The sequence below is a fragment of the Microcoleus sp. MON1_C1 genome (assembly GCF_036701945.1).
In the GTDB taxonomy this organism is placed as follows: domain Bacteria; phylum Cyanobacteriota; class Cyanobacteriia; order Cyanobacteriales; family Microcoleaceae; genus Microcoleus.
In genome coordinates, this window is the sequence record NZ_JAUBRO010000019.1 from 8,257 (window position 1) to 34,097 (window position 25,841).

Annotated in this window: 23 protein-coding genes, 1 rRNA gene and 2 pseudogenes; 11 read left to right on the forward strand and 15 right to left on the reverse strand. The window is 44.4% G+C overall.

The genetic code is table 11. The features are described from left to right. Positions 1-263: 263 nt before the first annotated feature. The 3 genes from QUA62_RS12760 to QUA62_RS12770 all read left to right on the forward strand — a co-directional run bounded on the left by QUA62_RS12760 (position 264) and on the right by QUA62_RS12770 (position 2,580). A complete protein-coding gene (locus QUA62_RS12760; RefSeq protein WP_333220725.1) occupies positions 264-407 on the forward strand; it encodes a hypothetical protein in 144 nt (47 codons plus the stop codon). Between the two features lie 216 nt (positions 408-623). Beyond that, positions 624-740 (forward strand): 5S ribosomal RNA (gene rrf, locus QUA62_RS12765). 280 nt (positions 741-1,020) lie between these two features. Further along, complete coding sequence (locus QUA62_RS12770; protein ID WP_333404425.1) at positions 1,021-2,580, forward strand: cytochrome P450; 1,560 nt, start codon at positions 1,021-1,023, stop codon at positions 2,578-2,580. Between the two features lie 578 nt (positions 2,581-3,158). Here the strand turns inward: QUA62_RS12770 and QUA62_RS12775 are convergent. Beyond that, positions 3,159-5,570, reverse strand: coding sequence for a hypothetical protein (locus QUA62_RS12775; RefSeq protein WP_333404426.1), 2,412 nt, complete (start codon positions 5,568-5,570; stop codon positions 3,159-3,161). Positions 5,571-5,956: 386 nt separating this feature from the next. On the opposite strand from QUA62_RS12775, the gene nadC reads away from it, so the two are divergent. After that, positions 5,957-6,817, forward strand: a complete 861-nt coding sequence (nadC, locus tag QUA62_RS12780) for a carboxylating nicotinate-nucleotide diphosphorylase (RefSeq protein ID WP_333404428.1) — start codon at positions 5,957-5,959, stop codon at positions 6,815-6,817. 229 nt (positions 6,818-7,046) lie between these two features. Here nadC and QUA62_RS12785 read toward each other — a convergent pair whose 3' ends face one another. Next, complete coding sequence (locus QUA62_RS12785; protein ID WP_333404430.1) at positions 7,047-8,075, reverse strand: C39 family peptidase; 1,029 nt, start codon at positions 8,073-8,075, stop codon at positions 7,047-7,049. A gap of 490 nt (positions 8,076-8,565) precedes the next feature. After that, positions 8,566-9,894, reverse strand: coding sequence for a pitrilysin family protein (locus QUA62_RS12790; RefSeq protein ID WP_333404432.1), 1,329 nt, complete (start codon positions 9,892-9,894; stop codon positions 8,566-8,568). A gap of 238 nt (positions 9,895-10,132) precedes the next feature. Between QUA62_RS12790 and QUA62_RS12795 the strand changes: the two genes are divergently transcribed. After that, entirely contained in the window at positions 10,133-11,005 is an 873-nt protein-coding gene (locus tag QUA62_RS12795) for an ABC transporter permease (RefSeq protein WP_333404434.1), read from the forward strand. Here the strand turns inward: QUA62_RS12795 and QUA62_RS12800 are convergent. The 5 genes and pseudogenes from QUA62_RS12800 to QUA62_RS12820 all read right to left on the reverse strand — a co-directional run bounded on the left by QUA62_RS12800 (position 10,938) and on the right by QUA62_RS12820 (position 17,285). Beyond that, entirely contained in the window at positions 10,938-11,339 is a 402-nt protein-coding gene (locus tag QUA62_RS12800; RefSeq protein ID WP_445301660.1) for a hypothetical protein, read from the reverse strand. The two genes, QUA62_RS12795 and QUA62_RS12800, sit on opposite strands and share 68 nt — an antisense overlap. Before the next feature lie 122 nt (positions 11,340-11,461). Further along, positions 11,462-12,183, reverse strand: a pseudogene (locus QUA62_RS12805) (IS1 family transposase). Positions 12,184-12,305: 122 nt separating this feature from the next. Further along, complete coding sequence (locus QUA62_RS12810) at positions 12,306-15,491, reverse strand: DUF4347 domain-containing protein (RefSeq protein WP_333404435.1); 3,186 nt, start codon at positions 15,489-15,491, stop codon at positions 12,306-12,308. A 96-nt stretch (positions 15,492-15,587) separates the two neighbouring features. Continuing rightward, positions 15,588-15,956, reverse strand: a complete 369-nt coding sequence (locus tag QUA62_RS12815) for a hypothetical protein (RefSeq protein ID WP_333404436.1) — start codon at positions 15,954-15,956, stop codon at positions 15,588-15,590. A gap of 1,005 nt (positions 15,957-16,961) precedes the next feature. Beyond that, complete coding sequence (locus QUA62_RS12820) at positions 16,962-17,285, reverse strand: hypothetical protein (protein ID WP_333404437.1); 324 nt, start codon at positions 17,283-17,285, stop codon at positions 16,962-16,964. Positions 17,286-17,369: 84 nt separating this feature from the next. Between QUA62_RS12820 and QUA62_RS12825 the strand changes: the two genes are divergently transcribed. Then, positions 17,370-17,603: a hypothetical protein gene (locus QUA62_RS12825; RefSeq protein ID WP_333404438.1), complete on the forward strand. Its 234-nt coding sequence runs from the start codon at positions 17,370-17,372 to the stop codon at positions 17,601-17,603. Positions 17,604-17,997: 394 nt separating this feature from the next. Here QUA62_RS12825 and QUA62_RS12830 read toward each other — a convergent pair. Then, positions 17,998-18,270, reverse strand: a pseudogene (locus tag QUA62_RS12830) (DUF1348 family protein). 4 nt (positions 18,271-18,274) lie between these two features. Here QUA62_RS12830 and QUA62_RS12835 point away from each other — a divergent pair. The 4 genes from QUA62_RS12835 (at position 18,275) to QUA62_RS12850 (ending at position 20,798) form a co-directional block, all read left to right on the forward strand. Next, on the forward strand, positions 18,275-19,057 hold the full coding sequence (locus QUA62_RS12835; protein WP_333404439.1) for a methyltransferase domain-containing protein: 783 nt from the start codon (positions 18,275-18,277) through the stop codon (positions 19,055-19,057). A gap of 556 nt (positions 19,058-19,613) precedes the next feature. Next, a complete protein-coding gene (locus QUA62_RS12840; RefSeq protein ID WP_015176940.1) occupies positions 19,614-19,823 on the forward strand; it encodes a DUF2997 domain-containing protein in 210 nt (69 codons plus the stop codon). Positions 19,824-19,863: 40 nt separating this feature from the next. Next, a complete protein-coding gene (locus QUA62_RS12845; RefSeq protein ID WP_190662290.1) occupies positions 19,864-20,250 on the forward strand; it encodes a DUF1257 domain-containing protein in 387 nt (128 codons plus the stop codon). Between the two features lie 77 nt (positions 20,251-20,327). Continuing rightward, positions 20,328-20,798 (forward strand): ferredoxin, encoded by a 471-nt coding sequence (locus QUA62_RS12850; RefSeq protein ID WP_333404440.1) that lies wholly within the window; start codon positions 20,328-20,330, stop codon positions 20,796-20,798. Between the two features lie 94 nt (positions 20,799-20,892). Here QUA62_RS12850 and QUA62_RS12855 read toward each other — a convergent pair whose 3' ends face one another. From QUA62_RS12855 to QUA62_RS12880, 6 genes are all read right to left on the reverse strand, one after another. Further along, positions 20,893-21,174 carry a YiaA/YiaB family inner membrane protein gene (locus tag QUA62_RS12855; protein ID WP_190662287.1) on the reverse strand — a complete coding sequence of 94 codons (282 nt, stop codon included), beginning with the start codon at positions 21,172-21,174 and terminating at the stop codon, positions 20,893-20,895. 363 nt (positions 21,175-21,537) lie between these two features. Further along, a complete protein-coding gene (locus tag QUA62_RS12860; protein ID WP_333404441.1) occupies positions 21,538-22,632 on the reverse strand; it encodes a hypothetical protein in 1,095 nt (364 codons plus the stop codon). Positions 22,633-22,731: 99 nt separating this feature from the next. Beyond that, on the reverse strand, positions 22,732-23,709 hold the full coding sequence (locus QUA62_RS12865) for a hypothetical protein (RefSeq protein WP_333404442.1): 978 nt from the start codon (positions 23,707-23,709) through the stop codon (positions 22,732-22,734). Between the two features lie 56 nt (positions 23,710-23,765). Further along, complete coding sequence (locus QUA62_RS12870; protein WP_333404443.1) at positions 23,766-24,134, reverse strand: hypothetical protein; 369 nt, start codon at positions 24,132-24,134, stop codon at positions 23,766-23,768. A gap of 59 nt (positions 24,135-24,193) precedes the next feature. Beyond that, on the reverse strand, positions 24,194-24,895 hold the full coding sequence (locus QUA62_RS12875; RefSeq protein ID WP_333404444.1) for a hypothetical protein: 702 nt from the start codon (positions 24,893-24,895) through the stop codon (positions 24,194-24,196). A 92-nt stretch (positions 24,896-24,987) separates the two neighbouring features. Beyond that, entirely contained in the window at positions 24,988-25,254 is a 267-nt protein-coding gene (locus QUA62_RS12880) for a hypothetical protein (protein ID WP_190662273.1), read from the reverse strand. A 254-nt stretch (positions 25,255-25,508) separates the two neighbouring features. On the opposite strand from QUA62_RS12880, the gene QUA62_RS12885 reads away from it, so the two are divergent. After that, complete coding sequence (locus QUA62_RS12885) at positions 25,509-25,832, forward strand: helix-turn-helix domain-containing protein (RefSeq protein ID WP_172189318.1); 324 nt, start codon at positions 25,509-25,511, stop codon at positions 25,830-25,832. The last annotated feature ends 9 nt before the right edge of the window (positions 25,833-25,841 follow it).

Here is a 25,841-nt window from a genome sequence, read left to right on the forward strand (position 1 = left end):
AAAATAGCTCAGTGCCAGGTTAATAATAAATTAAAGCTCTTTTCCCGCAACAACGGAAAAGGGCTTTAGTTTTTTGGTGAATTATTAGTCATCTACACAAAAGCTCGTCTAGGGTCGGCAGGATGCCTAACCCCTACTCCCCACAAGAATTGTTAGAGAGGTCTTTGGTGCGAGTTTTGTAGAAATCTCAATATTCTGGGCCAGGAACAGATGTTGGGTCGCTCGAACTTGATGCGAGTTTTGAAAAGTTTTTTACGAATTTGGTGGCGGCGTCTTTGTGGCATGAGAGGCAAATTGTCACAGAAGCCGAAAGGGCGATCGAACAATTAACAGTTAAGCAGGTCGTAGCGTGGTTTGTGAAGGATGGGAAGATTCGCAGAGAACAGGGTGTCATGCGACGTTTTTAGATTTGTGAGTTAAAGGTCGATCGCTCGCACCCTCAAACCCGGCCTCAAACCCCGATAATTCCAGCGGTTTCGGGCGCTCGAAAAAAACTTTTGACTTTGGGGTTGACAGACTAGGGGAAACTTGATACAGTAATTAAGTCGAGCGAAAGAGATGCAGCGCATCAAGCTTAACATTAAGCCGAACGCAGACACAGGATTAAAAGTTTTCAAAGCTTTCCTGGTGCTTATGATGTAATGGAACCACTCCGATCCATCCCGAACTCGGTTGTTAAACGTTGCTATGGCGAAGATACTCGGCGGGTCACTGCCCGGTAAAATAGCTCAGTGCCAGGTTAATAATAAATTAAAGCTCTTTTCCCGCAACAACGGAAAAGGGCTTTAGTTTTTTGGTGAGTTACAGATGTTTATAATATGACAAGTGCGTAAGTCCAGAGCTTGTTGCGTATTTAAAGACGAGTAGGAATTATCCCAGGCCATCATTAAAGGAGTTAATGCTAGAGCCACATCAGGCAATTACCAAGTCGAACGTTTTATATTTAATTAGGTTGACTTACTTAATCTCCCTTTCAAGGTAGTATATGGGTAATAAAAAACTATGGACTTGGGCAGATTTATGTTTCAAAGCATTACTTCTCAAATAAATGGTTCTTCTTCCTTCTTGTCATATTTAGTAATAGTATTAGGCTTTACTAGCATAGCGTCTATAGTGAGTTGGCGATGGTGGAAAGGAAAGGAAACGTATAAATCGCTACAATCACTCCCTTCGCCTCCCCAATATTGGGTGTTAGGAAATCTGCCACAAATATTAGCAGCAGTAAAACAGAAGAAATTATTTCAGCAATTTTTTGATTGGAGCCAGCAGCTAGGCCCGATGTACGTCATCTGGAATGGCAGGACTCCAGTTGTGATTTTAAGTAAACCAAAAGTAATTGAAGATACCATTATCAATGGAATGAGAGATGGTAGCTTAATTAGACCCAAGCAATTACGCGAAGCATGGAACGATATCAGCGGTTCTATTATGCTTGGAGAAACTGGAACCGAGTGGCAGTGGCGACGCAAGGCTTGGAATCCGGAATTTAGTTCGAGCAATCTTTCCAAATATCTGGAAATAATTAGCCAAGCTTGCGAACAAGTCATTGAGACGCTCAAACAAGTTGCACCCCCAAAAGAAGTGGAGGTAGATCCTCTGTTTGTGGAACTAACAATGCGGGTGATATCCTCTCTTGTACTAGGTATTCCTGTAGATAGAAATAGTACCAGTCAGGAAGGTTCCCCCCTGGAAGTTAGCAAGGTATACGAAGCGATGTCTGTTGTAGGTTATCGATTCCTGCGACAAGCTACGGGCGAGAAAAGATGGATGAAATATTTGCCAACTCAGAATTCACGGGATTATTGGGCAGCAAGGCGATATTTAACGGAATTCCTTACTCCCCGCGTAGACTTAGCTTTACAGATGAGAGAACAAAATCAAAATGATTTCCCACAAGTCAGTAGTTTGTTTAGGGAATCAATGTTAGTCAAAATCGCGGCTAAAGAGCCAAAATACGATCGGGAAACCTTAATTTCAGAATCCATTGAACTATTAATAGCTGGGACTGACACCACAGCCCATACTTTATCCTTTGCACTTGGAGAGTTGAGCTTAAATCCAAGAGTGTTTCAACAAGCACGGGACATCGTTGACCAAGTTTGGCAAAAACAAAGCGGGATTAACCTAGAAAATCTCAAAGAATTGGCTTATATTCGTGCCATTATCAAAGAAACACTGCGGCTTTATTCAGTTGCCTCCGGCTCAACTACATTAGAGGCTCAACGGGATACTGTAATTGACGGTACAGTGATTCCGCGTGGGACGAGAGTATCCTGGTCAATGCTTGCAGCCGGAAGAGATCCAGAAGTTTATGCTCATCCAGAGGAATTTCTGCCGGAACGTTGGTTAGACAAGAATAAGGAAACAAGTTCACTGCCAATGATAGACTTTGGCTCAGGGTCGCATCGTTGTTTAGGAGAGCATCTATCAATGCTGGAAGGAACGATGATGTTAGCATTATTGGTGCGCCACTTCGATTGGGAGTTAGTCAACGGTCGTTCTTCTCTGGAACAATTACAGCAAAACCTGTTAATTTATCCGTCAGATCGAATGCCAGTACGCTTTCGAGAGAGAAACTGAGCCTAAACCTTTCAAACACCGCAATTTTTAGGAATATACAAGATAGGCCGATTAACGCTCTTCTGTGACTCTAAGCAGAGGAAAATAGGTAATCAGGGGTAAAATTCGTTTTAGCAATAAGAATGGGAAAGAGATTCATCAAAGAAATCAGCCTAGGAAATTCCAAAGATTATTGCGGAATCGGAAATATCTTCAACCAGCTTTGGATAAGATTGAAGTAGATCCAGCATATTCCATTTATATGCGGTACACACAATTTTGTTGTAAGTAGCGATCGACTTCCTCGAACCATTTTGCCCAAGCTTTGGCAATATCCTCTGGGAGTTTGGGCTCAGCTATTCTATTTGGGTGATTGTGCATCCCAAAGTCGATAAAGTTGCTAACTTATGGCAAGAATGATTCGGAAAATTGCAGCAATTTGGCTATCGCAATATCACGAATAGTCATAATAATTGCCCATTCCAGTCGTTTTTATTTTAATACAATCATAACAAGCGATCGCCCTTATTTTAGCTGTCAATAGTGGGCGATCGCCTTCCGCCTTCCTCATAGCTAGAATCGCGGGCAAAAGTTGCTGCCTAAACTGTGCTATATTTTTGACCGATTTGTCGAAGCAATTTAGTGAAATTGTCCTTGTCAGATTCGTTTTGAAACGTATCTACTACCTTTTTTAACCTAGACAAGTCATTGGTATAGTTCTTGTCAGATAGCTGTGACACCAATTGCGACGAGAAAAATTTTACTAAATCAGGTTCATTAGATAAGACATCTACAACATCTTTCAACTTAGACAAGTTCTGACTGTAGTTTTCGTCGGATAAAATAGCTACAGCACTTTTTAATTGTGGCAACTTGTTTTTATACTTCTCATTAGAAACCAGATCCGATAAGTTTTTGTCACTACCCACTATAGTTACTAACTCTTGCAACTTAGATAAATTGGTAGAGTATTTCTCGTCTGACAAAATATCTACTACTTTTTTCAACTTAGACAATTCCTGTTTCTGCTTGGCGTCAGAGAGCAGTGAAGTTAATTTGCTTCCCTTATTTACAAATGTTGCTAAGTTTTCATAGTTAATTGAATCAGCTTCTGAAACTAGAAATACTTTCCAAGCCATTTTTTCGTTGGTAAATACAACCCCCTCTTTGGCATCATTAAAAACACTATTGTTTATCAACGCAATTACTTTTTCTCCAGAGTCAATAGATAGCCATGAAGACAGGGCGTTTGACAGTTTATCTAAGGGGATATTAGGAGCAGAAAATCCCTCTTTAATGCCAGATTTTGGAATTACATTCTTTTGAAAAATTTCTCCCCAATAACCGGGAATTATATCTTCAGTATAGGTGTAGGTTCGAGTTTCTAACTGGTGCAGCACGGATGAATCGCGAGTCTTTTCAGATGAATCGTGAGTCTTTTCAGATTTGAGCAATAACCAAATCATATATGCAGTACCCCATGCAACAAGAGCAGAACCGCCCGTGATTAAACTGAGTCCACCAAGAGCCGAAATAGTTGCAGTAAGAGCAGCAGCACCAGACAATGTACCGGCTACTTCCAAAGCAGTCGCAGCAGTCCAAGCAGCTAAAACAGTTGCAGTACCGGCGATTGTTCCTGTACCAATTGCAATTCCCAGATTTTTTTGGTCTGCGCTATCCATTTCTGAAACTAACGCAATAGAAAGTATTCCTGCTGCTCCTATTAGCGCGGAGCCTCCTGTTACGAAGGCTAAACCACCCAGCATTCCTAAACCACCAGCCGCGACAGAACCACCACCTAGAAAAGCTAAAGTCGCGTTGGTTGCAGCCCCTCCTGATAAACTACTAATAGTGACACCTGTTGCTGTTTTTACTCCGATCATACTCAGTATTTTCTGAGCAACTGGAACAATTGCTTCTCCTCTTTTTTTAGCATCGTTCATCAGTTTTTGGAATTCTTGAGCAGTTGGGACAAAAGCATCGGCTTTTTCACCAGAAGCAACTTGATTATCTAAATTGTGTTTGCTTGCCATTGAGTAAACAACTTTAGCATTTTCGGGAATTTCAGCATTACTGATGAATGAGTCTAGGGATTTTAAAGCTGCGGCATCTTCTACTCTTTTCCCAGCACGTACCTGCTGATAAGTTGACAGGTACTTTTCCTGTTGAGCGGGAGTTAATTTTTGGTTGTCCTTGATCAGTTTTACAACAATAAAGTCCACTGTTAAGGCTGCTATCTTGGTACTGGCTGAAAGGTAGTATTGTTTGATTTCTAAAGGCAGTGCCGACGCGGCAACAATTGAGTCAATCTCTGTGAGAGCCTTAAAGTCAGGAACCGGTTCGCTGGCACGGACGGAGGCAAAAGTTCCTCTAATTAGTTTCTTTTCTGCCTCAGTTAGTTTAGATTGACTTAATGCCATTTCAATGGCTTGCTCAGTTCCGAGTAAGCGCGAATTGTTACTTGCGATTTGGTAACGCTCTTTAATTGTGCTGTCTAGCTTTGAGGACGATATCACATAATCAAGAAAATCCAAGGCACTCACATCGTTAATATACTCCCCATCCTCGATTTGCTCATAAACAAATTTGCATTTAGCTTTGCTTGCTTCTTTGATAAATTGCGTATTTTTGTCAATTTCTTGGTAAATTTCCTCTTTTATTCCGAGTTGTCTATCGTATAAGGTATGCAAAACTACAGTAATATCTTTACCTTCTTGACCGCGCCCTTTGATGGTAATCTCTTGGCTATCTTGGGTTTTGGAGGGAATGGCTACCTGACAAGGTTCTCCCGATCGCAAAGTAAATGTTTCTTTTCCTCCGTTGCGGGCTGTGGTATAAGGAACAAAAATATGATATGTCTCCAACCTAGAAAGATTTTTATCTGATACCTCGCTATCAGCCATAGCGCTAGCTGGATCAAGCAAGTCTTTTGTCAATAAAACCAAAGTACCTAAAGCAACATAACTAAGAAAAGAGCGACGGTTGAGAGGAGAAATATTTAGGTGAGTCATAACTAAGTATTTGTAGGTTGAATGTAGTTTTTAGGCGAAATAATCAAATCCGAACTCTAATTTATCAAGTTCGTTACTTCCAAATTTACTAGCAAACTTACCCTTAGCCCTAGTGGCCCACCCCAAAGCCTGTGCTTGCTCATAAATCAGATGAGCTTGTTTCTTTGGCGCCAATTTTCCTTGCGACAAAGCAAACTCACTCTATTAAATCAGCGACACCCAACTTTGTCAACAGGTGATTGACTACAAAACTGCGTCTGTTGAGCAAACTATAATTAAGCCAACAAAAACATCCGCGTGGCCAGATTATTTTGCAACTTGCCTAAAATCGCCCGATCGACTATTCTTCCTAGTAGATATCATCTTGATATAACAACAAAGAAAACATGACAGCAATATTACCGCCTTGGATAGTTTTAGAATCCCTATTGCACAACTGGCTACTAGAAGATATCGGTAGGGGCGATCGCACAACATCGGCCTTATTTCCCGCAAACAGCATCCAGGGTACTGCTAAATGGATTGTCAAAGAAGCTGGAGTCATAGCCGGATTGCCAATTGCCGATCGCACATTTAAACTTTTAGACAGCAGCCTCAGTTTCATCCCCCAAGTACCGGAAGGGAAACTGTGCCAAAAAGGAGAAGTAATCGCCGAGATTTCCGGCAATTTCGATGCGCTGCTAACCGGAGAAAGAGTAGCATTAAACTTGGCAATGCGTTTGAGCGGCATCGCTACATTAACTCAGAAATATGTTGACAAAATTGCCGATTTACCCGTGCAATTAGTGGATACGCGCAAGACGACGCCTGGATTGAGATTGTTGGAAAAATACGCAACTCAAGTCGGCGGTGCTTGCAATCACCGGATGGGATTAGATGACGCGGTGATGATTAAAGACAATCACATTGCGGCGGCTGGGGGAATTGCAGAGGCGATCGCCCTAATTCGCAATTCTATCCCCTATCCGCTGACGATCGAAGTCGAAACCGAAACTATGCCTGAAGTAGAGACAGCTTTGCAGCACAAAGCCGATATTATCATGTTAGATAATATGTCCTTGGATTTGATGCGGCAGGCTGTGGCAATAATTCGCGAAAAGAGCGAGCGGGTAAAAATTGAAGCTTCCGGCAATGTTACTTTAGAAACAATTAGAAGTGTAGCCGAAACCGGAGTTGACTATATTTCTACCAGTGCTCCGATTACGCGCTCGACTTGGCTCGATTTAAGCATGAAAATTAATAGTTAGTTGACTGTTGACTGTTGACTGTTGACTGTTGACTGTTGTTATATCAAATGCGGGTTAAATACTTTCTTTATCTCTTAGTCTTTTAGAGAGGAACTTCGTTTGTGTTCTCGCGTTGCTAGCCGTTTCAAGCGCTTAGTGATAAAGAAGTTAATAACCCCGGGTTTAGTATCATTAGTCAGTAGTAACAATGCCAATTCCCAATTACCAATTCCCGATTCCCAATTCCCAATTACTTAGAGATAAAATGAACCCAAAAATTCCCGTCAGGCATACAGAGGCTGCGGATTAAGCGGTAAGTATAGTGCAAGTAAGCACCGCTGACACTTGTATCGTAGCCACTTCGGAACCACTCGCCATAGGGATCGTGAACGAAGAATCCCTCGCTGTCGTAGCCTGATGCAACTATAATGTGACCGAAAGACGTGAAGTATCCGTGGATGACAGCGGGATTTCCACTGGCTAGCCAATCTTGAACGTCATCAATAGTTGCATTCTCGGTAAAGAAATCTTGAGCGCCGTAATCTTTAACAATCTTTGCTAAATCGTAGGGGTCCCAGCGACTGTAACCTTTGGCGATCGCATATTCGTAGAGTTCGTCTTCATATTGCCCGGTTTGTTTGCGCCGTGGCACCCTCAAAAAGTCCATACACATCGCTAATGAAGTTACATTGCAAGAACCTGTAGGATTATTCAAGTTATCCAGTTGCGATCGGTAAGGAATGCCCAGCCTGACAGTTGGGGGATTCGGTTTGGGATAAAACAGAACGCTGTCTTGAGTAATTTGAGCGTGTGCTCCAAAAACATACCAAATTCCTGAACCTTTGAAAGACTCGTTGCGGAGAGCAACTCTGATGTGACCGCGAGCCGGAGCAAAAGCCAGAATCTCAAACTCTTTTCCGGCTGGTATTACTTGTTTTTCCGAGTCGTGAAGTTGAGAAGACGCCAGCGGTTTTGATTTAAAAATGGTGTCTCTGAGCGTTTTCAGGATCAGGGGATGTGTGGGAATCTCCTCTGGTTTGGTTTCAATCAGCTTTTTGGCTGTGACTGCTCCCAAAAAACCCGGTTCGCCGCACTTCATCAGAGTTTGAAATCGGTGGAGGGTGGCGGTAGAGAGAGGGCCAAAAATTCCGTCTACGGGAGGCTTCAGTAAACCCAGGTCAATGAGGCGGCTTTGAATTTGACCACTGAGTTCGTCGTCTGCAGCAATTGCTTTGGCATCGTACCTAATTTTTGAGTTGAGAAAGTTTTGTAATTTCATGCTTGCGTGCCCCTGTCAATCGATTTTAGATTCTAGATTTTAGATTTTAGATTTTAGAATTACGATCGCCGATAAATCTGGTTTCCCTAGACTCAATTGCTTGCTCGTGCATAATTCCCAATTTATCGTCTCATAAAATTACGGTAATTTTGCCGAGCAATAGATTTTAGATTTTTGATTTTAGATTTTAGATTTTAGAATTACGATCGCCGATCGATCCGGCTTCCCTAGACTAAATTGCTGACTCGTCAATAATTCCCAGTTTCTCGTCTCATAAAATTACGGTAATTTTGCCGATCGCCCATACCTTAAAGGCTTCATATTAATTATTTGACACAAAACCTTCAAGGCGCGGGTCGATCGAATTTCACGCACTATTGACTAAAAATCCCTCGTGCGCGTTGACATTGTTTCTGCCGAATGCCGAATGCCGTTGGATGGCTCAAAAGCAGAGGGATGGGAGAATTGCCCTGTTGAGGCGAAGTCAGATTTATGCTTCGTCGGGGCGAATTACCACAACACCCATCGCGTCGGGAGACAGATATTTGACGGCGGCTTCTCGGAGATCCTCGGCAGTCTGAGCTTGGATGCAGGCGGCATAGTTGAGGGCGGGAGCGATATCTCCTACCATCGACTGATAGTAACCGTACAAACTTGCTCGATCGCTCGGAGTTTCGTTACCAAAGATAAACCGATTTGCTACTTGGGTGCGGATGCGGGAAATTTCGGCATCTGTCACCAGTTCGGTTTGGAGAGTGCGGATGTGTTGGACGATCGCAGCTTCCACTGCTGCCAAGTTTTCTGTCGCTAGTTGAGCGGAAATCGAGAATACACCGCCAAGTCGCTGAGTCATGTTGCTGACCGAAATTGACGAAACTAGCCCTTTTTCTTCGCGCAAATCCTGAACCAAGCGAGTTGTGCGGCCGTGACCCAATATTGTCGCCAAAACGTCCAGGGCATAAGTTTCCGACATTTCCATGAAACCTGGCACTCGCCACATCACGATCAGTCGGGCTTGCTGAAGGGCAGAGTCTACAAATTCGCGGCGGACTGTTTCTGTAAACGGCGATTCTTGGCCGTAGTTCAGGATTTGGGGTTCTGGGTGAAAGTTGCCGACAGCAGGCACATTTATTTTGTTGTGTTGTGCTGTACTTTTTGCTGCAAAACTGTCTGCGACAATTTCTATTAGTTGCTCGACTGGCAAATTGCCTACAGCTACGGCTGTCATCGCCCCTGGCTGATATCTGCTGCTGTGGAAATCCCGCATTTGTTGGGCTGTCAACTGTTCGATTACCGCAGTCGGGCCGAGTACCGGTCGCTTGTAGGGCAGGACTTCAAAGGCTAATTCCATCGATCGCTGATAGGTACGGCGGCGGGGATTGTCTTCCGATCGTCTAATTTCTTCTAACACTACCAGCCGTTCTCGATCGAAGGCGTCGTCGGGAATGCTGGCGTTGAGCAACACATCGACTTGCAGGGGAGCTAGTTCGGCAAAATCTTTAGGGGCTGTGGTGATGTAGTAGTTAGTGTAGTCTTGGCTGGTGGCAGCATTGGTGACAGCGCCGCGTTGCTCGATCGCGCGCTCAAATTCGCCACTGGGAATGCTGGGAGTTCCCTTAAAAATCATGTGTTCTAAAAAGTGAGCCATACCGTTAATGTCGTCTGGTTCGACGGCTGAGCCTAAATTGAGCCACACGCTGAGGTTAACAGCATCGACCGGCAAGTGTTCGGCTATAACGGTGAGGCCGTTGGGGAAATGGCGGATTGTTGGGGCGTTGAGGGGCGATCGGGAGGAGGATTTGAGTAGGGTGGATGTCATTGCGCTTTTAAATTTATCTTGTTCTCTATATCTTAAAGCGTCTTTAAGGAAGGACTCAGGCATTCGCCATTTGGCGCGAAAAATGCAATTGGATGTGGACGGTAATACACGCACCGAGTTTTTGGTCTCCCGGAAGAAGTCTTGTTAACGTATTTCTGCGATCGCGATCGTTAATTTATCCTAATAGTTGCCCAAGTCCTCTGTTTTTTGGTGACAGCATTCGATGGAAAATCGAAGAGTGAATAAAAACTTAGTATTTCCACAAGCAGCTTTTCAACGATTTTGGCGATCGACTTCGGGGAAAATCGGCTTAATTTTGACTGTAGCGCTGATGATCTCGGCACTGTTGGCCCCCCTACTTTCTCCTTACGATCCGGCGGTCGATCGAGATTATTTGTCGCGCTTGGTGGCTCCTAGCGCTAAACATTGGTTTGGCACCGACGGTTTGGGGCGAGATTTGTTGGTGCGGGTGTGGCACGGATTGGGGATATCTTTACTCGTCAGCCTGCTTTCTGTGGGTGCGGGTTTAATTGTGGGAGCGGTTTTGGGGCTGGTGGCCGGGTATTTTCGGGGGTTGCTGGAAATTGCGATCGGCACTTTGGCGGATATTTTGCTAGCTTTTCCTTCGATTTTACTGGCGATCGGCGTTGTTACCGTCACCGGGCCGAGCCTGCAAAGCGTAATTATCGCTGTCAGCCTCGTGCAAATTCCGATTTACATCCGCTTAACTCGCAGTATGGTGCTGTCTCTGCGGGAACAAGAATTTGTTTTGGCTGTCAAGGCCTTGGGCGCTAGCGACTTGCGGATTATTTTTCGCCACATTTTGCCGGGAAGTCTCGCGCCTCTAGTTGTACAAGCAACTCTTTCGACTGGTACGGCGACACTAGAAGCTGCGGGTTTGGGTTTTTTGGGTTTGGGCGCACAGCCGCCGGTTCCTGAGTTGGGGACGATGCTTTCTGATGCTTTTAAGGGCGGATACGCTCTTTCGTCTCCTTGGACTATTTTGTTTCCCGGTTTGCTGATTACCTTGACTGTTCTGGGTTTCAATCTTTTGGGCGACGGGCTGCGAGACGCTTTAGACCCCAGATCCAATGCTGCGGCAAGGAAATAGCAATATTCAGGACTGACGCAGCAAGCACAGTATTTGAGCCATACTGTGGCTCCTCTAAAAATTGTTCAGGTATGCTCAAACTTTTGGCGGGAGTTGAAGCCATTTCAAAGTCGTAGCCTGGGCTGCCGACTGAGGTGATACCCGCTATGACTGGCTGCATTAAGATTGGCCCGGATAGGCGGCTGTCGCGCCCGATCGCGATCGTTAATTCTGCGACTGATTTATTGACTTTTTGCACCAGCCAACTCACAAAGGCTTGACCCAAAATTGTCGCCATTTCCGGGGTGGGGTTAACCTGTTCGTCTGGAACGCCTTCGAGGGCGATACCGCGAATGTCTGAACCATGTTGTAGCTTTTTTCAGTTATAGTTTGGCAAAATAGTCAATAGTATTTTGGTAGTCCTGCATAGTAATGATAATCAAGCTTTTTGCTCTCTACATAAACTAGCGTTGGTAGTCATGCACAGTAAAAATATCGTTTTCTTATGCAAAAATTATAGTGATGTTCACAGTTAAAAATTGCCCCAATATGGTGAAAGCAGTTTTTTTGACAAAGACAAGGTTTTACGAACCAAACGAGAAATTCGCTGCCGTAAACTATTATTAAGTCTTTCAATATGACTGGTTTTTTCCGATTCTTTACTACAGGTCGATGTCTTTTAAAAGGTAGCACTTCTGAAGAATATTCCCAAAAATCCGTATAACAAACAGCACATTGTCTATAGACACGAGGTAGAGATTGCCAGAGCATGGATGCAGATTTTTTTGAGCGCTCTTCAATATAAAGTCCAACAATTTTACGGGTATTTCGATCGAAAGCTATCCAGAGCCATTGCTTTTTTCGCTTGTTTTTGACAAGTGACCACATTTCATCTACCTGTAAAGTCAATGAACTTTCGGTTTTTTCATTACCAAAATTTTCCCAGAATTTTCGGCATACTTTTTATTTACATAATTCTTAAGCTATCGAATGGATACCCCCGTAGCTATAGCAATTCCGGCTCAATAAGTTTTTTCTAAAATCAGCCGCTCAGATAAGGATTTAGTTTAGAAGTAAAATCTGCTTATATTGAGAATTTTCAATCTTACTGACGACTACAATTTTTACACTTAAATCGATGTTTACCGTAAGAACTCTTTCCATTTAAAAAAATCGCTTTGACAGTTAAGACAGTCCATACTTTCCACTCGAAAAGTTAGGTTGATTTAATATTAAACCATTACTGTGCCTCGCTACCAAAGCATCTAATTGCTTGCGGGACATATTAGTAGAGCAAGGATTCCTCGCCCTACTAACAGCCTTAAAGCAGAGTAATTGCAGTCGATGCCGGAGCGCCGATCGAACCTGGGCCAAAGCCCAAATTCACCACCCCACCAGTCAAACCAGGAAGATTGTTAATCGTCAGACTAACGCTAGTTTGACCCGGATTAAAGTTCACCGTGCCGGACGAAGGATTCACAGAAAATGGACTAATGTTGTAGTCTACGTTGTTCACAGGTTGACCACCACCAGGGGCAACAATCAAATAGTCCACCGAAGCCGAAACCGAAATATCGCCAGTCCGATTAATCGTAACAACTCCAGAACCACCATCAATAATAGGATCGGGAGACGAACCGTAAGAGAAGAAAGTCGGAGACACAGCATTAGAAATCCCTTGATATTCAATGTGCCGCACTAGGTAATCGGAACCATCGCTTTTGAAGGAGGTGGCGGCGTAGGCAGCGGTAGGGCTATCGTAGGCTTTGGTGGAGAACCGCAGTTCATCAAAAGTAGCGCCGACCAGAGAGTCTCCTACTATTTGGAATTTGAAACTGCCATCGGTGCGATCGCCAATGAAAGTCACTCCATCTGAAGACACAGTAATGGGTTTTGGAGCGCTCGGAGCGTTGAGGCGAGCGATCTTAAAATTGGTGGCCGGTACCCGAACCCCATTATTAAAGATTTGCAGGAAACCAACTTCATTGCCTTGATCGCCCAAACCAGGACTTGTTTTGGGAGTCAATCCACTGAGGTCGATCGTTGTGCTAGTGATGTCTTGGTTATCTGCCCATTTCACCTTCAGCGCCTGAGATTGATTGGTGTTGGGGTTATGGTTGATTTCCGCCCGAATTTTATTGGCGTCGGTGAACCAACCATCATAAGAGGAGGGGACACCAATACCACCGGTACTGCCGTAGCTCAACCAGCTTTTAGGGTTTTCGTTGGTTGCTAAGGTGAGGTTGCTGATGACATTCGGGTTAAGGTAGTCAGTTTCCACGCCATCAAAAGCTATCCCAGACAGTTTGATGCCTTGATTCTGGGCGGCATTCGGCCATTGTGCGATCAGGTCGCTGACGCTGCTGTAATTATTGGTTTGACCCAAAGAACCAGTAAGAGGCGGCGTAACTGTAGGGTTAAATTCGTAAGCGCCAATATCAACGATCGCACTTCCGTTATTATCACCATCTTGAGGGCGGCTCATACCGCGCTGATCCGCAGCCGGCGCGCCCACACCAGTACCGGTATCAATTGCCGGACTTCCTGCTAGCAGCGGCAGCACAAAAGCGCCGTTAATATTTTGCAAAGAGCCGAGTAAGGGGTCTGCGATCGTAATACTTGCCGTAACATTACTATCATTAGGATCTCCTACGGTCAGTTTAGCGGGAAATTGAAGGTTGTTTCCCCCATCGATGAGCTCCCGTCCAGTGTGCTGCCTATTTTTAAAAGGATTACTTGCCGTATTCCTATCAAAAATCGAATTCTTGACAGTAATTGGCGATTTCACAGCATCGTTAAAAGTAGCAATACCTCCCGAATATTCCCCAGCGGTATTTTTAGCAAAAGTCGAATTGACGATATTAGTCGAAAAAAAATCTCTGTTGCCAGCAACCATCCCCCCGCCCTGCTTAGCAGCACTGTTGCCGGAAAAGGTACTGTTGACAATGCTGACATTTCCATTTTCTCCGAACCACAAACCGCCTCCGTTATCTTCAGCTTTATTGTTAGCGAACGTGCAGTTTGTCACGGTCAAATCGACATTGCCGTGGCGGACTCCGCCTCCAGAACCTCCAGTACCTGATGAATTCTTTACGGCTTGGTTATTAATAAAAGTGCTATTTTCCAAAACCACTTTATCTTGGAGATAACCAAACAAAAAGGCTGCGCCTCCTTCTCCTGTCCCGATATTGCCGTCAAAAACGCTGTTGCGGATAGCAATATTTCCGGCAACAGGGCCGGGGGTTGCATTGGGCCCGGAAGCATTAGCGCCATCGACGTAAACTGCCCCACCAACGCCTTTATCTGTGCGGTTGCCTGTAAATTTAGAGTTTTCGATCGTCATGCTGCCCAACAGGTTATTAACAGCACCGCCGTAGCTGCCTTTGTTGTTGGTAAATTCGCTATCTCTGATAGTCAGAACACCCCCGCTTTTGGTTGCGATCGCACCGCCACCGCGTTCGGTATTGTTAGCTAAAGAACCGTCATTGCCGCTAAACTTGCTGTTAATTACATTTGTCGTACTGCGAAAACCCGTGTGAATGCCGCCACCAAAACCGGCAACATTATTATTGACTTGGCAATTTTCTAAAGTTAAAGTGCTGCTACCTCCCGTTTGAATGCCACCACCGGCGCTAGTTGCCTCATTATTCGGATCGGTTCCAGAAACTTTGCCGTTGGCAACAATCAGGTTTTTTAGAGTAACATTGGTCGAACCTCCTGTGCCGATTACCCGCGAAGTATTGTTGCCGCTGATGGTTAAACCGGGTGCTGCGCTGCCGTCAACGGTGATGTTTTTGCCAGCGGGAATATCGAGTTGACCGCTGGTGAGGGTAATAGTTTGGCCGGCTAAACCTGGAGCAAAGGTAATGATATCCCCTGCAACAGCGGTGGCGATCGCAGCCCTTAATGAACCGGGCCCGCTATCGCTATTGTTGGCTACTACGATTGTAGCTAAATCACCTCGGTAACTTGCCATAGCCTCTGGCTGTAAGGCTAAGGGAGATTCAACTTGGCCCCTAGCAAATTCTAAATTCCAGTCGCCGCCGCTGCCGGTTGTGTTGGTGGAAGCGGCAACGTCAGCGCCGGTTAATTGACTGAAGCGATCGACGAAATTAGCACCTGTACCGGCGGCTACATCGCAGCCGTACAGCATGATGTCTGCTTGTGGGGCTAGTGAAGTTTGCCACTTTTCCAACTGGCTTTTGTATTGCTCTATGTTATGTGAACCCAGAGCAGTATTGCCAAGTTGCAGGCTGCCGGAACTGCCGTGAGAAATAATGTGAACCGAGTCAATAGCCCCGTTAGTAGAGGCGTATTGTTCGATTTCAGAGCTGATTTGTTCGATGCCGTTTTTGGTGCGATCGAGTATTACTACCTGCTGTCGGGGCAGCACTCCCGCGGCAATTGACTCGTAATCTTCCACGCCGGAGTCAATGAAGACTAAGGAGCGCCGCGGTCGTTCTTTAAAAGAAGATTGCGAGTTAAGCTGAGCGAATGTAGAACTCATATTGGAGACTCCATTAAGGGCATTATTGGTAGATACGCCCCGGAGCTATCTCATCAAGCTTATTTGATAACTGTGCGATTTTGGCACTTAAGTTTTTTATGGATCGAGGTAATCTGAACTGAGGATAACAGAGCCTAATTGACGTTGGCCCGAGCGGCTGTCAGAAATTGTGCGAACTTTGTCAACCTTTATAAGGATAGAGGCATATTTTTGAAGTGCCGAGGTAATTTTCTCGATGCAGTCAGATTGCCCAGCCCAAATTCTGGAAACAAAATATCTACCTTCATTGATGCGGGAGTCCTTGAATACAAAGCTTTTGGATGGGGAATTTGCGTATTCCGAGGATCGAGCCGTTTCCCTTAAAGAAGCCAACATATTGCGCCCTCCAAAAGCGAGTTTAGGGGTAGATACAGCCTTGGATTCAGAGCTTCTGAAACTGCGAGCGACCTTGTTTATTTCGCTCATTTTTATTTAACCTATCTATCAGTTTCCCCTATTTCTGCAGCGCTGCCATCCGCGATCTCACGGAATTTACAGCACTTTACCATGCTATGAGGTACAGTAGCAGCAATGAGCGAACCAATGTCTTAAACGGTTAGGATTCATCAAATTAAGGGCAAGTGCTGCGATCCTGGGGGTGACAAATATAGCTAGAAACCTTGCCTGAGCAAGGTTCTAGTCCTGAGACCTTTTTGATAAAAGTGACGCTTATTACGAGTTAACTTCATTAACTCTTCCACAGGTTCAGCATACTTTTCAAGATAATTAACCCACTGTTGGCTATCATTGCCACTCCCGAATGTACTGCGTCTGCGATAAGTTGTTTGGGGTTACTTGATGCGAAAAAGATACTATAGTCAATACTTCGTTTTGACTATAGTATCTTTAATAATGTCACGACTATAGGCAATTGTAATCAAGATAATCATTTTAATTAATCGGTTTTATATTAACCCTGTACCCTCTAAATGATAGCCTCCTGTTTTACAATCACGGAACATTTTCTCAATTCCCATCCGTTGCTTATAAGCAGCGATAGCTTCCGGTAAACTACCTAAGTTAGTTAGAATAAACCACGCCTCGTTAACTGTCCATACTTGATAATTCCTTTTCTATTTGCCGGCAACATCAAATCCTGCAAGTGGCTTAGTCTTTCTAACTTTTACACCTTGAAAGTATAGAGATGTTCCGGGCGTGATCCCTAACTCATCTAACCGTAGCCTGCAGCATATTTTCGGTTTCGATACAATGATTTCGTTTGAGTCGTAAGCAAAAATACACATCTTGCTCTCTCAGCCAGTTGGCCAAATCTACTGAACAGAATTCACATCGCCTAGTACCACGAGCTGATAATCTTTAAATAAGGGTAAAATACTTGAGATGACGGCGATCTGCTCATTGATATTACTGCTACCTCGTTTTGGTAACAGGGACCAAGATAAAGGGATTGCTCTTCGCGGACATATCAGACTAACCATAAACAGATTGATACATCCCCATTGGCTGCGATCGAGCGCGATCCATAATTTCTGTCCGGGTTGGCAATAATTTGTCCACCAATAGGTAATTAGCGGAAACCACAGACAGGTTAAGGTAAGCTGGGGTAAATCTAAAAATCTTTGTAACTTGCGGCGACGACTTGAGCGTGGTAATTGGGTACGGAAATACGCGAGCAAGTCGTTCTAATCTCACCTGTTTTTCTGAGGTTAAGAGATTGAGCACTATTTCTAGAACTAAAAATTGAGAGGGGGTTAGTTCTCTTTGGAAGTGAGTCTGATAGAATCTAGGTAACATATTTTTGGCATAGGTCGAGTGTAACTTTAGCTTGACCTATCTTTTTTTAACACAGGTGAGTCAAATCTTTGCCCTGTCTGGCTTTTGGGCGGGGTTCTCACCCCGCCAGCAAAATTTAAAGGATTTAAAGCTAATGTCGCTTGTAAATGGAAAGGAAAATATCGCGGAGTCACAGGCAAAGAAGGATGGTTTATATTAACTAACTTAAAAACCTTAAAAGCTGCTATAAGCGCTTATAAACAAAGATTTGATATAGAAGAAATGTTGAAAAATTATAAAAGCGGTAGCTATAACCTTGAAGATGCCCAAGTATCATAACCCAGGATATAGACCTTAATGTTGTTAGTAAGCATCGCTTATACAGCGAGAATTATTGCAGGAAAATTAGTCAAAAAAGTGGGAGGGCAAAAATATGTAGCTCGTCCAAAACAACCCAAACATATTTATCGTTTGCACAGTAAATTTCCCGTGGGTAGGTGGGCAAAAAATAGGGTAATTTTTATAGATTTTTGTCAAGAATAAGTTAGAAAATATATTAGTTTACACCCCAAAAAACTGTCAAATTATCAACGAGGTAAAAGGGCGGTAAAGCTCATCTGAACTGTATTGTAGCCATTTTGGCCACCCTTTCAGCTCTTCCCATTTCCCTCTTCCTTCGATATTTTGGGATTATTTCAAGGAACAAATCCGCACTCTGACCCTCGTGCCACTGCTATTCAAAGCGCACAGAAATCAGCTTCTTTGTAAAACTCCACAGTTCATTTTTCAAACAGTAGTCTAGTTCTTTTGCCCACTTTCGTTTTAAGAAAGCTTTGGTTTGTTACCTTCCACTGAAAAATTAGACAGGGTTACGCCACGGCGAATCTTCGGTGTAAGCTAAAGCTACTCGTTTTGGAGCGCGACTATTGCCGTCATCTTCTGCGATTTGAACTTTAGTTTTAGCAGTTTCCCGCGTAAAAGGTGGCAGTGGTGGTTTAGTTTCCATCGGGTTGAATGATTTTGCTCCTTTTCAACGAGTCATCGAACTTATTAGCATAATAATGAACACAGCACAAGACCACTATAACCAGCAACTTGCTGCCGTTTACAGTTGGATGTCAGGAAATCCTGAAACAGCGATCGAACGAAATCACGCTCTTTTTTGTCAATTGGCGCTCGACTCCGCACCGCGAGGATTAGCCATTGATTTAGGTGCAGGCTCAGGATTTCAATCTATTCCTTTAGCGAAATTAGGCTTTTCGGTAGTAGCTATAGATTTCTGTGAGGCCCTACTTTCAGAGTTACGCGATCGCGCTAAACATCTTTCCATCCGTACCATTCACGAAGATCTGCTTAATTTCTCGCAACATATTCAGGAACAGGCGCAGCTCATTGTTTGCATGGGCGACACACTTACACACCTAGAATCATTGAGTGCTGTCGATTCATTACTTTTGGACATTGAGCGCTGGCTGATTGAGAATGGGATGTTGATTTTAACTTTCCGCGATTATGTTTCAGCAGAGCTTCATGGAACTCAGCGTTTTATTCCTGTACAAAGTGATGAATTTACAATCCTCACTTGTTTCTTGGAGTATCAGGAAAATAGCGTAGCAGTCCATGACTTACTCTATCAAAAACAGGGGGATCGCTGGTCATTCAGTGCCAGTTCTTACCAAAAACTGCGGCTCAATAAAAATTGGTTGTGCGATCGGCTATCTGAAATAGGTTTACAGGTACTTCAGAACGAGATGATTAATGGAATGGTTTGTATCACTGCTAAGAAACTTTAACCTGAAATTCCCTCCTGCTGGGAACTTCAGGTTAAAAAGCCAACAGACGATGCTTCACCACGACCAGAAGTTACTGAAGGCGCTTCTGATCGACTTCTGATATTAGCGCGATCGCAACCCTTCCGTCAAAGACTTGATTTGAGCCGCATTTGCCTCTCGCTGTTGGGCGATCCCCACAATCATGCAGACAAATCTCAATCACCTTAGCTTTATGTAAGTTAAGTACCTCGGTTCCCACCGCACTTAACTTACATACCCACCCTCCGCGATCGCTCTTCCCTCCCGATCCCTCCCAAATAGCCCTTGCGAATATTCACCACTCATGTATGACTTGACTGCTGTCACGATCTACGCGAAACTTTACATACAACTGATGTATTGCTTCTACATATTAATAAGTTCTGTTAAGTTGTGACTCAAAACCTATCAATTCGTCAAAATTGATATAGCGCTTTGTCAGTCAGCCAACTCTCAAGAAGCTACTTCAGGAGGCATCGTCCCTGGCTTGCTGGTGTCGGTGTCTGTTCTCAATATTCCTATTCAGTCAGCCCGCATTATGGAAACACTAGAGTTTGTGATCTATCCAGATGGCCGCGTACAGGAAACGGTCACCGGCATTGTCGGTGCTTCCTGTGCTGAGGTAACGGCTGCAATTGAAGCTCAGCTCGGCGTGGTGCTTCACCAAGAGTCAACATCTGAATATTTCACGCAAGCGCTGCATCAGTCAGCCGAAGCGACGGCCCAAGTGGCTTTTAGCGATTGGTAATTTTTTTTGTTGAGTTCACTTAAGTTTTTTTGGAACCACCATGTCACATTTTAGCCAAATTAAGACCCAGATCCGCAATTTGAATTCTTTGGAAGCTGCTTTAACTGACTTGGGTATCGACTGGAAGTCGGGCCCCACTGAGGTGCGGGGCTATCGCGGCCTCACCAGCACCGCTGAGATCGTGATTGAGCAAAAAAACGGCTACGACGTAGGTTTTAGCTGGAACGGGACTGAGTATGAATTAGTGGCTGACTTGCAGTTTTGGCAGCAAGCTTGGTCTGTAGACCGTTTTCTGAATAAGGTGACTCAGCGCTACGCTTACCATACTGTGGTGAATGAAAGCGCTAAGCAGGGTTTCCAAATTTCTGAGCAAAAGCAAAATCAAGACGGTTCGATCCGCTTGGTGGTGCAACGCTGGTGCGCTTAATAATTTTTCGAGATTTTTGCAATCTTGTCTCATCAAAGTCCGCTTTCGCGGACTTATTTACTCTTGTGGGGGTCTAAATGTCTGAGCTTTCTGGACTCGGAATAGATACAGCAAGCGATCGCTCTGGTTTAGAGCCGGAGTTGGGAGGATTTTTGCGGGATGCGCCAGATCGCTCTGGTTTGGAACCGGAATTGGGCGGCGTGTTGCGCCAAAAAGGTGTCTATGTTGATGAGATTACCTGCATTGGCTGCAAGCACTGCGCTCACGTTGCTCGCAATACTTTTTATATTGAACCGGATTACGGTCGATCGCGCGTAGTTCGACAAGACGGGGATTCTGAAGAGTTGATTGCTGAGGCGATCGACACTTGTCCGGTGAATTGCATTCACTGGGTTGATTATACCGAACTCAAGAATCTGGAAGAAGAACGCAAGGATCAGGTGATGCCTGTCGTTGGTTTTCCGGTGGATATGGCGACAGTTAAGGCCGGTATTCGCCAGCGACAAAAGAATAAGTTGCGCGATCGTAAGTTCAAAGGTAGGCATTGAAATCCCCAATTCCCATCCGCAGCTTGAAACCTGTGGCTCAAAGAACAAAAACAGCCCGCGCGGGCTGTTTTTTGTATACATTGTATAGTCAAATTTATTTGAGAGGATGGTGTTCAGCAAGAATTTTCTCAACTCTAGCTTCGTCAATTCTGGCAGTTAATGTTGTTGCCTCGTTGTTATCCCGAATGGTTTTTGCTAAAGTAAAAGACGAGCCGACTGAAAAAGTTAAACCCATACCCATAAAAGCTTTTTGCCAGGGATCTACCTGTAAATAAATGATACCTACTGTAGTGGCGGAAATGGCAAGAATAAAAGAAAGCCAGCACTGAAGTATCCAAGCATTAGTATCTTTTTGGCGGATGATTTGTTTCTGCATAGTGCCTCTAAGTCAAATATATCTTTTGGTTCATTAACTTAAAGAATAGAGAGCGTGAGTGAAGCGGTCAGGAGAGGAAGGGACAGTTTCGGTAAGTGAACAGTGCGATCGGGCTTTTTACTAAATATTTCAACGCTGTAGATAGGGTTTGAGCCTCAAGGAAGGCGCGCAGCGAGTGGACAGTTTGAAAACTCCACTAACGAAAGCTTGTTTTTTCTCAAAATAGCGTAAGGTGCGCCGAGGCGCACCCTACTTCTCCCAGTCCACCTCCGCTAACGAGAGTTTGACTCTATGCAGCGGTTTCAACCGCCGACTCTTATCTACTTCGTTGGTGTAGCCCCAGTTTCAACCGCCGAGTCCGATCTACTTATTTTTCTGCTGAGTCTTCGCTTGTTCGATCGCAATTTCCCGGACTGCTTGCAAAGAACTCAAATTCGATGCTCCCTCAATCGCCTTCACCGCCAAATCTTGAACCTGTTTCAAAGCAGAATCCAGTTGTTTCGACAAGCTAGCAAGGCGCGCATCTTGATTTTGAATTGTCTGCAACATCCCTTGAATTTGCAGTTCATAATTTTGCTTTTGCCCTTCAATATCTTTAGCAGACAAATCAGCCTTAACTTTAGCTTGATAATTGCCAATATTGCGACCGTTATCTTTCCCGTTCTTGATATTAGCTTCCAGTTCTTTCGGGAAAGCTTCTACCTTCGCTTTCACCTCAGCATAAAGTTTTTCGCGTTCCGAAATAGATTTTTCGCGTTCCGCCCACTGTTTCTCCTGTTCTTGCTGAAACTCTTCCATTTCTTGATACAGCCTTTTCTGGCGCTGTTGGTATTCCTCGATGTCCAGATTTCGCTGAAGATTCAAATCGTAAGCATACAACTCTTCATCCCGCTGGCGAGCTTTTTGGTGGTTCTCATTGCGTTCTTTAACGGCCAACTTTTGCAGGTCCTGCTCTTTTTCCCAGGCTTGCCGGCGTTCCAACAATTCCTGTTCAACAGTTTCGCGTTGTTCGCTGAGTTCCGCACTAAATGTTTTGGCGCTTTCTTCGTATTGTTGGATTAAATTGTCCAGCGTATCTTCTGCAACATCTTCTAAACTATGCAACTCTTGCAGTTGTTGGATTTCGTCGCCGACAGTTCGCTGCAATTCCCCCAGTTTAGACGCTTCTGTTGTCAGTTTTTCCGACAGTTCGCTGACAGCGGCACCGAAGCCAAATTGCAGTAAGATTAAATTGTCGATCGTCCCCTGCATTTTCTGTTTGCTTTCAGTTAAAGCCATTGCTTTTCTTGCTTCCGCTATTGCTAGTTCTTGGACTGCGATTTCTGGTTGAGAAATTTTGGTCGATTTATCGTTATTAAGCTGCTTCAGTTGCGAATCCAGTGCATTTTTTTCCTGTTCCAACTGTTTATAAGCTTCTAATATTTCAGCCTTCGTATTTTTGTCATTCATTCTCGCCATCGCTTTCATCTCCTAACTTTGTTAGTCCGCATCGGCGGACTTTGTTTGACAAGGAGCGGTTGAAACCGCCGATTATTATCACAAATTGAGCTACAAACCTTAAGCTTTGGTAGCAAAAGCTTTCATTGCCAAGTCTTGCGCTTGCTTCATCGTCGCTTGCAATTGTGCAGAGATTTCGGCGATTTGTTCGGTTTGTCGCCCAATTGTCTGCTGTAGAGATTGCACTTTCAATTCATATCCCTGCTTGCTTCCTTCCCATTCTTTCTCGACTAAATCTGCCTTGACTTTAGCTTCGCGAGAAACTTCTTGAATTGCTTCTTCTTTCGCTTTGACATAAGCCTGTTTGAGTTCTTCTTCAAATCCAGCCGCTTTCTTTTGATTCTCTTCAAACTCCGCTTGATTGTCACTCAGGACTTGTTCGCGTTCTACCCAGTTTTTCTCTTTTTCGCGAGTAGATTGCTGCAATTCCCGTTCTAGTTTGCGTTTTGTTTCTTCGTATTCGTCAGTTTCGACTTTGCGGGTGCGTTCTAATTCGTAGTGATAATCTGCTGCTTCCCGCTGGCGTTCTTTTGTTGTTAGTGCAATCTCTTCTTGAATTGCTATGTCAAACTCTTGTTGTTCTTTTTCCCAAAGTTTGCGTTTTTGGGTGGTGTCTTTTTGGATAAGTTCGCGCTGGTTGGCGCTGTTTTGTTCGAGCAGGGTCAGTTTTTCTCGGTGCTCTTGAGTTAAAATGTGGAGGGAGTCTGCTACAACTCTGATTTGCTGCAACTCTTGCAATTGTTGGGCTTCTATTTCGATCGCGCGTTTTAATTCGTCTAATTTTGAAGATTCCGCCTTCAGTTTTTCGGAAAGTCCGCTGGTGATGCTGCCGAAATCTAATTGCAAGTCAGCCAAGCCTTTGACAATGCTGTCAATTGTGTAGGTGGAAGCGACTTCGAGGAGTTGTTTGTTTTTGGCTTTTTCGGCTGACTCTTCTTTGGTTTCTACTTTGGATTCGATCTTTTTGTTGTCTGCTAAAATCTGCTGAAAGTTTTGCAAAATTTTGGCTTTGCTATCCTTGGCAGTTGCTATTGTCATAATGTTTGCTTCTCCTAATTCTAACTTGGCGAGACTTTTTACTGAGACGTTTTCAGTTATACTAAGTTGCGGAGTTGGCTGAGAATGGCTCGGTACTTTCTGGCGGCGTCGGGTTTTTCTTCGGGATTGGCGCTGGCTAGAATTTTGAGAAGTTTCCAGCAGCGATCGCACCGATTTCCTTGCCCGCAGCCGCACTCATCAATTATACTTAAAAGTGTGCCTTTTAGCAATTGATTTTCGGCTAACAAAGCTCGGTAATTCCGCTGGACAGATTCGGCAACTAAAGTCATGTGTTGGAAGTCTTCGGTGAGACTTTCGATGTCGTTAACTGCGTCTGCCCGAATTTGGTCGAGCAGCTCAAGATTCTCTCTCAAAGGGCTTTCTTGCAGGTTGGGTTGGGTTTTCAGGTTTGTTAATTTCTTCATTTCACTCTGTTGTAACAGTTATGGTAAAGGCGCGATTAAATCGCGCCTTTACAACAGAATTAGAACAAGTCAGCAGTTGATTTGTCTTCCGCTGGCGGTAGCGACATACCGCCGTTGGAATTCAAAGCAATAGCATCGCTTTCACCGCCAGCGTGAGCGGCCATCAAGCAGGCAACTTGCTGCGCCGGCAGGTTATCTAAACACACCATCGCCCTTGTTCCTTCTAAGTCAATCATCCGCGATTGATTGCTAGAATCTGACAAAACTGCTGCGGCTTGGTCGATAACCGCCCAATCTTTCCGCTCGTTCCAAGACCATTTCAAGCTGTAGTAGTTGATCGGTTTTACTACTCCGCTGTCGTCTGGTTTCTGACCGGAATGCTTGACAAATTCGGGAATAAAAATCCCGGTGGCAGGTTCTACGCCGCGAGATTGAACTGATGCTACCAAGCGGTTAAAATCGTTCAAGCTGCGGTTTTTTATGTATGTCACCATGACAACTCCTTGCGGCAATTCGCCACTTTCTGCGACAAACCACAGTTGACCCCACAGTGTGTGGGAAGTTTGACCTAGGGAACCGAAGAATTTGGAAAATTTGAGGATTGTCATGGAACACTTGGAACCGTAGTCGGTGTCGCCAATTGTCCACTGGCCGGCCTGGCAATTGTTACGTACTGCGATCGGGATTTCTGGTACTAGCAAAGCATTGCTCGGTTTGGCACCAAATACTGAAAATGTAGGTCTTTCTTGTGTTTTAGTCATTGTTCGTTTTTCCTTAGTTTTTTATTGCTTTACGGGGAATTGGTAATTGGTAATCCGTTAAATCTCGTACATTGCTCGTGGCCGAACTTCCATTACCTAATCAGATGTGTTGTCGCTTTTGGTTCTGGATAGGTATACTCAAGCACCGCCTCTTGTTGAGCTTTGATAATCCGCAGCGCGGCGAGCAAATGCTCTAACGTTTCTAAGTGCGCTGGGGTGAAGTGGATGCTGAACCCTTCGCCATCCCGCGCGTAGCCGGGACAAACCAGTGAGGCTGAGCTTTGTTCTTCGTGGGTGGCGATGTATAGCCAGTCATCGTCTTCGAGCTTGTAATGCGTGTCTGTCCAGGTTCTCAGCATTTGCTATCTGCTCCTCCTTATTTGCTGCGTACAAGCGTTTTGACGCCCAGCGCTTCTCACTCCTCTGAAGTTGACGACGCTATATGTAGCGTGTGAGCTAGGCTAATTTCCACCCTTAACCCTACCAGTCAGGCTTAGTAGGTTGATTAAACCGTCAACTAACCTCATAGTAGCGCGGGTTGATTTTCCCGTCAAGTATTTTGTTGAACTTTTCATCAAAACAGGCTAGAATGCTTGTCAGGAGGCGAAAAACCGTGGAACAAACATTTGGAAGACTGATCCGTCAAGCTCGCAAGGACAAAGCTTACTCACAACGTGAGCTAGCTGCTATGCTAAGTGTGGATTTTACTTATTTGTCTAAGTTGGAGAACGATCGAGCGGATTATGCGCCAAAAGAGGACGTAATCCGAGCATTAGCGCGAAATCTAGACATAAACGAAGAGGAATTGATTTTCTTGGCGGGGAGACTACCGCAGCAGTACGAAGCGCTGCTGAAGCAGAATCCGAAGGAAATGCAGGCTCTTTTCCGGCGAATGCAAGAAAATCCAGATTGGCTCAAACAGTCTTTTGAAGCGTAAGAGAGGCCC

Excerpts from the sequence above, each read along its gene's own strand:
- QUA62_RS12770 (WP_333404425.1), top strand. The coding sequence starts at position 1,021 with ATGTTTCAAAGCATTACTTCTCAAATAAATGGTTCTTCTTCCTTCTTG.
- QUA62_RS12865 (WP_333404442.1), bottom strand. The coding sequence starts at position 23,709 with ATGACAATAGCAACTGCCAAGGATAGCAAAGCCAAAATTTTGCAAAAC.
- QUA62_RS12880 (WP_190662273.1), bottom strand. The coding sequence starts at position 25,254 with ATGCTGAGAACCTGGACAGACACGCATTACAAGCTCGAAGACGATGAC.
- QUA62_RS12860 (WP_333404441.1), bottom strand. The coding sequence starts at position 22,632 with ATGGCGAGAATGAATGACAAAAATACGAAGGCTGAAATATTAGAAGCT.
- nadC (WP_333404428.1), top strand. The coding sequence starts at position 5,957 with ATGACAGCAATATTACCGCCTTGGATAGTTTTAGAATCCCTATTGCAC.
- QUA62_RS12845 (WP_190662290.1), top strand. The coding sequence starts at position 19,864 with ATGTCACATTTTAGCCAAATTAAGACCCAGATCCGCAATTTGAATTCT.
- QUA62_RS12785 (WP_333404430.1), bottom strand. The coding sequence starts at position 8,075 with ATGAAATTACAAAACTTTCTCAACTCAAAAATTAGGTACGATGCCAAA.
- QUA62_RS12850 (WP_333404440.1), top strand. The coding sequence starts at position 20,328 with ATGTCTGAGCTTTCTGGACTCGGAATAGATACAGCAAGCGATCGCTCT.
- QUA62_RS12870 (WP_333404443.1), bottom strand. The coding sequence starts at position 24,134 with ATGAAGAAATTAACAAACCTGAAAACCCAACCCAACCTGCAAGAAAGC.
- QUA62_RS12840 (WP_015176940.1), top strand. The coding sequence starts at position 19,614 with ATGGAAACACTAGAGTTTGTGATCTATCCAGATGGCCGCGTACAGGAA.
- QUA62_RS12820 (WP_333404437.1), bottom strand. The coding sequence starts at position 17,285 with ATGTTACCTAGATTCTATCAGACTCACTTCCAAAGAGAACTAACCCCC.
- QUA62_RS12810 (WP_333404435.1), bottom strand. The coding sequence starts at position 15,491 with ATGAGTTCTACATTCGCTCAGCTTAACTCGCAATCTTCTTTTAAAGAA.
- QUA62_RS12790 (WP_333404432.1), bottom strand. The coding sequence starts at position 9,894 with ATGACATCCACCCTACTCAAATCCTCCTCCCGATCGCCCCTCAACGCC.
- QUA62_RS12815 (WP_333404436.1), bottom strand. The coding sequence starts at position 15,956 with ATGAGCGAAATAAACAAGGTCGCTCGCAGTTTCAGAAGCTCTGAATCC.
- QUA62_RS12855 (WP_190662287.1), bottom strand. The coding sequence starts at position 21,174 with ATGCAGAAACAAATCATCCGCCAAAAAGATACTAATGCTTGGATACTT.
- QUA62_RS12875 (WP_333404444.1), bottom strand. The coding sequence starts at position 24,895 with ATGACTAAAACACAAGAAAGACCTACATTTTCAGTATTTGGTGCCAAA.
- QUA62_RS12775 (WP_333404426.1), bottom strand. The coding sequence starts at position 5,570 with ATGACTCACCTAAATATTTCTCCTCTCAACCGTCGCTCTTTTCTTAGT.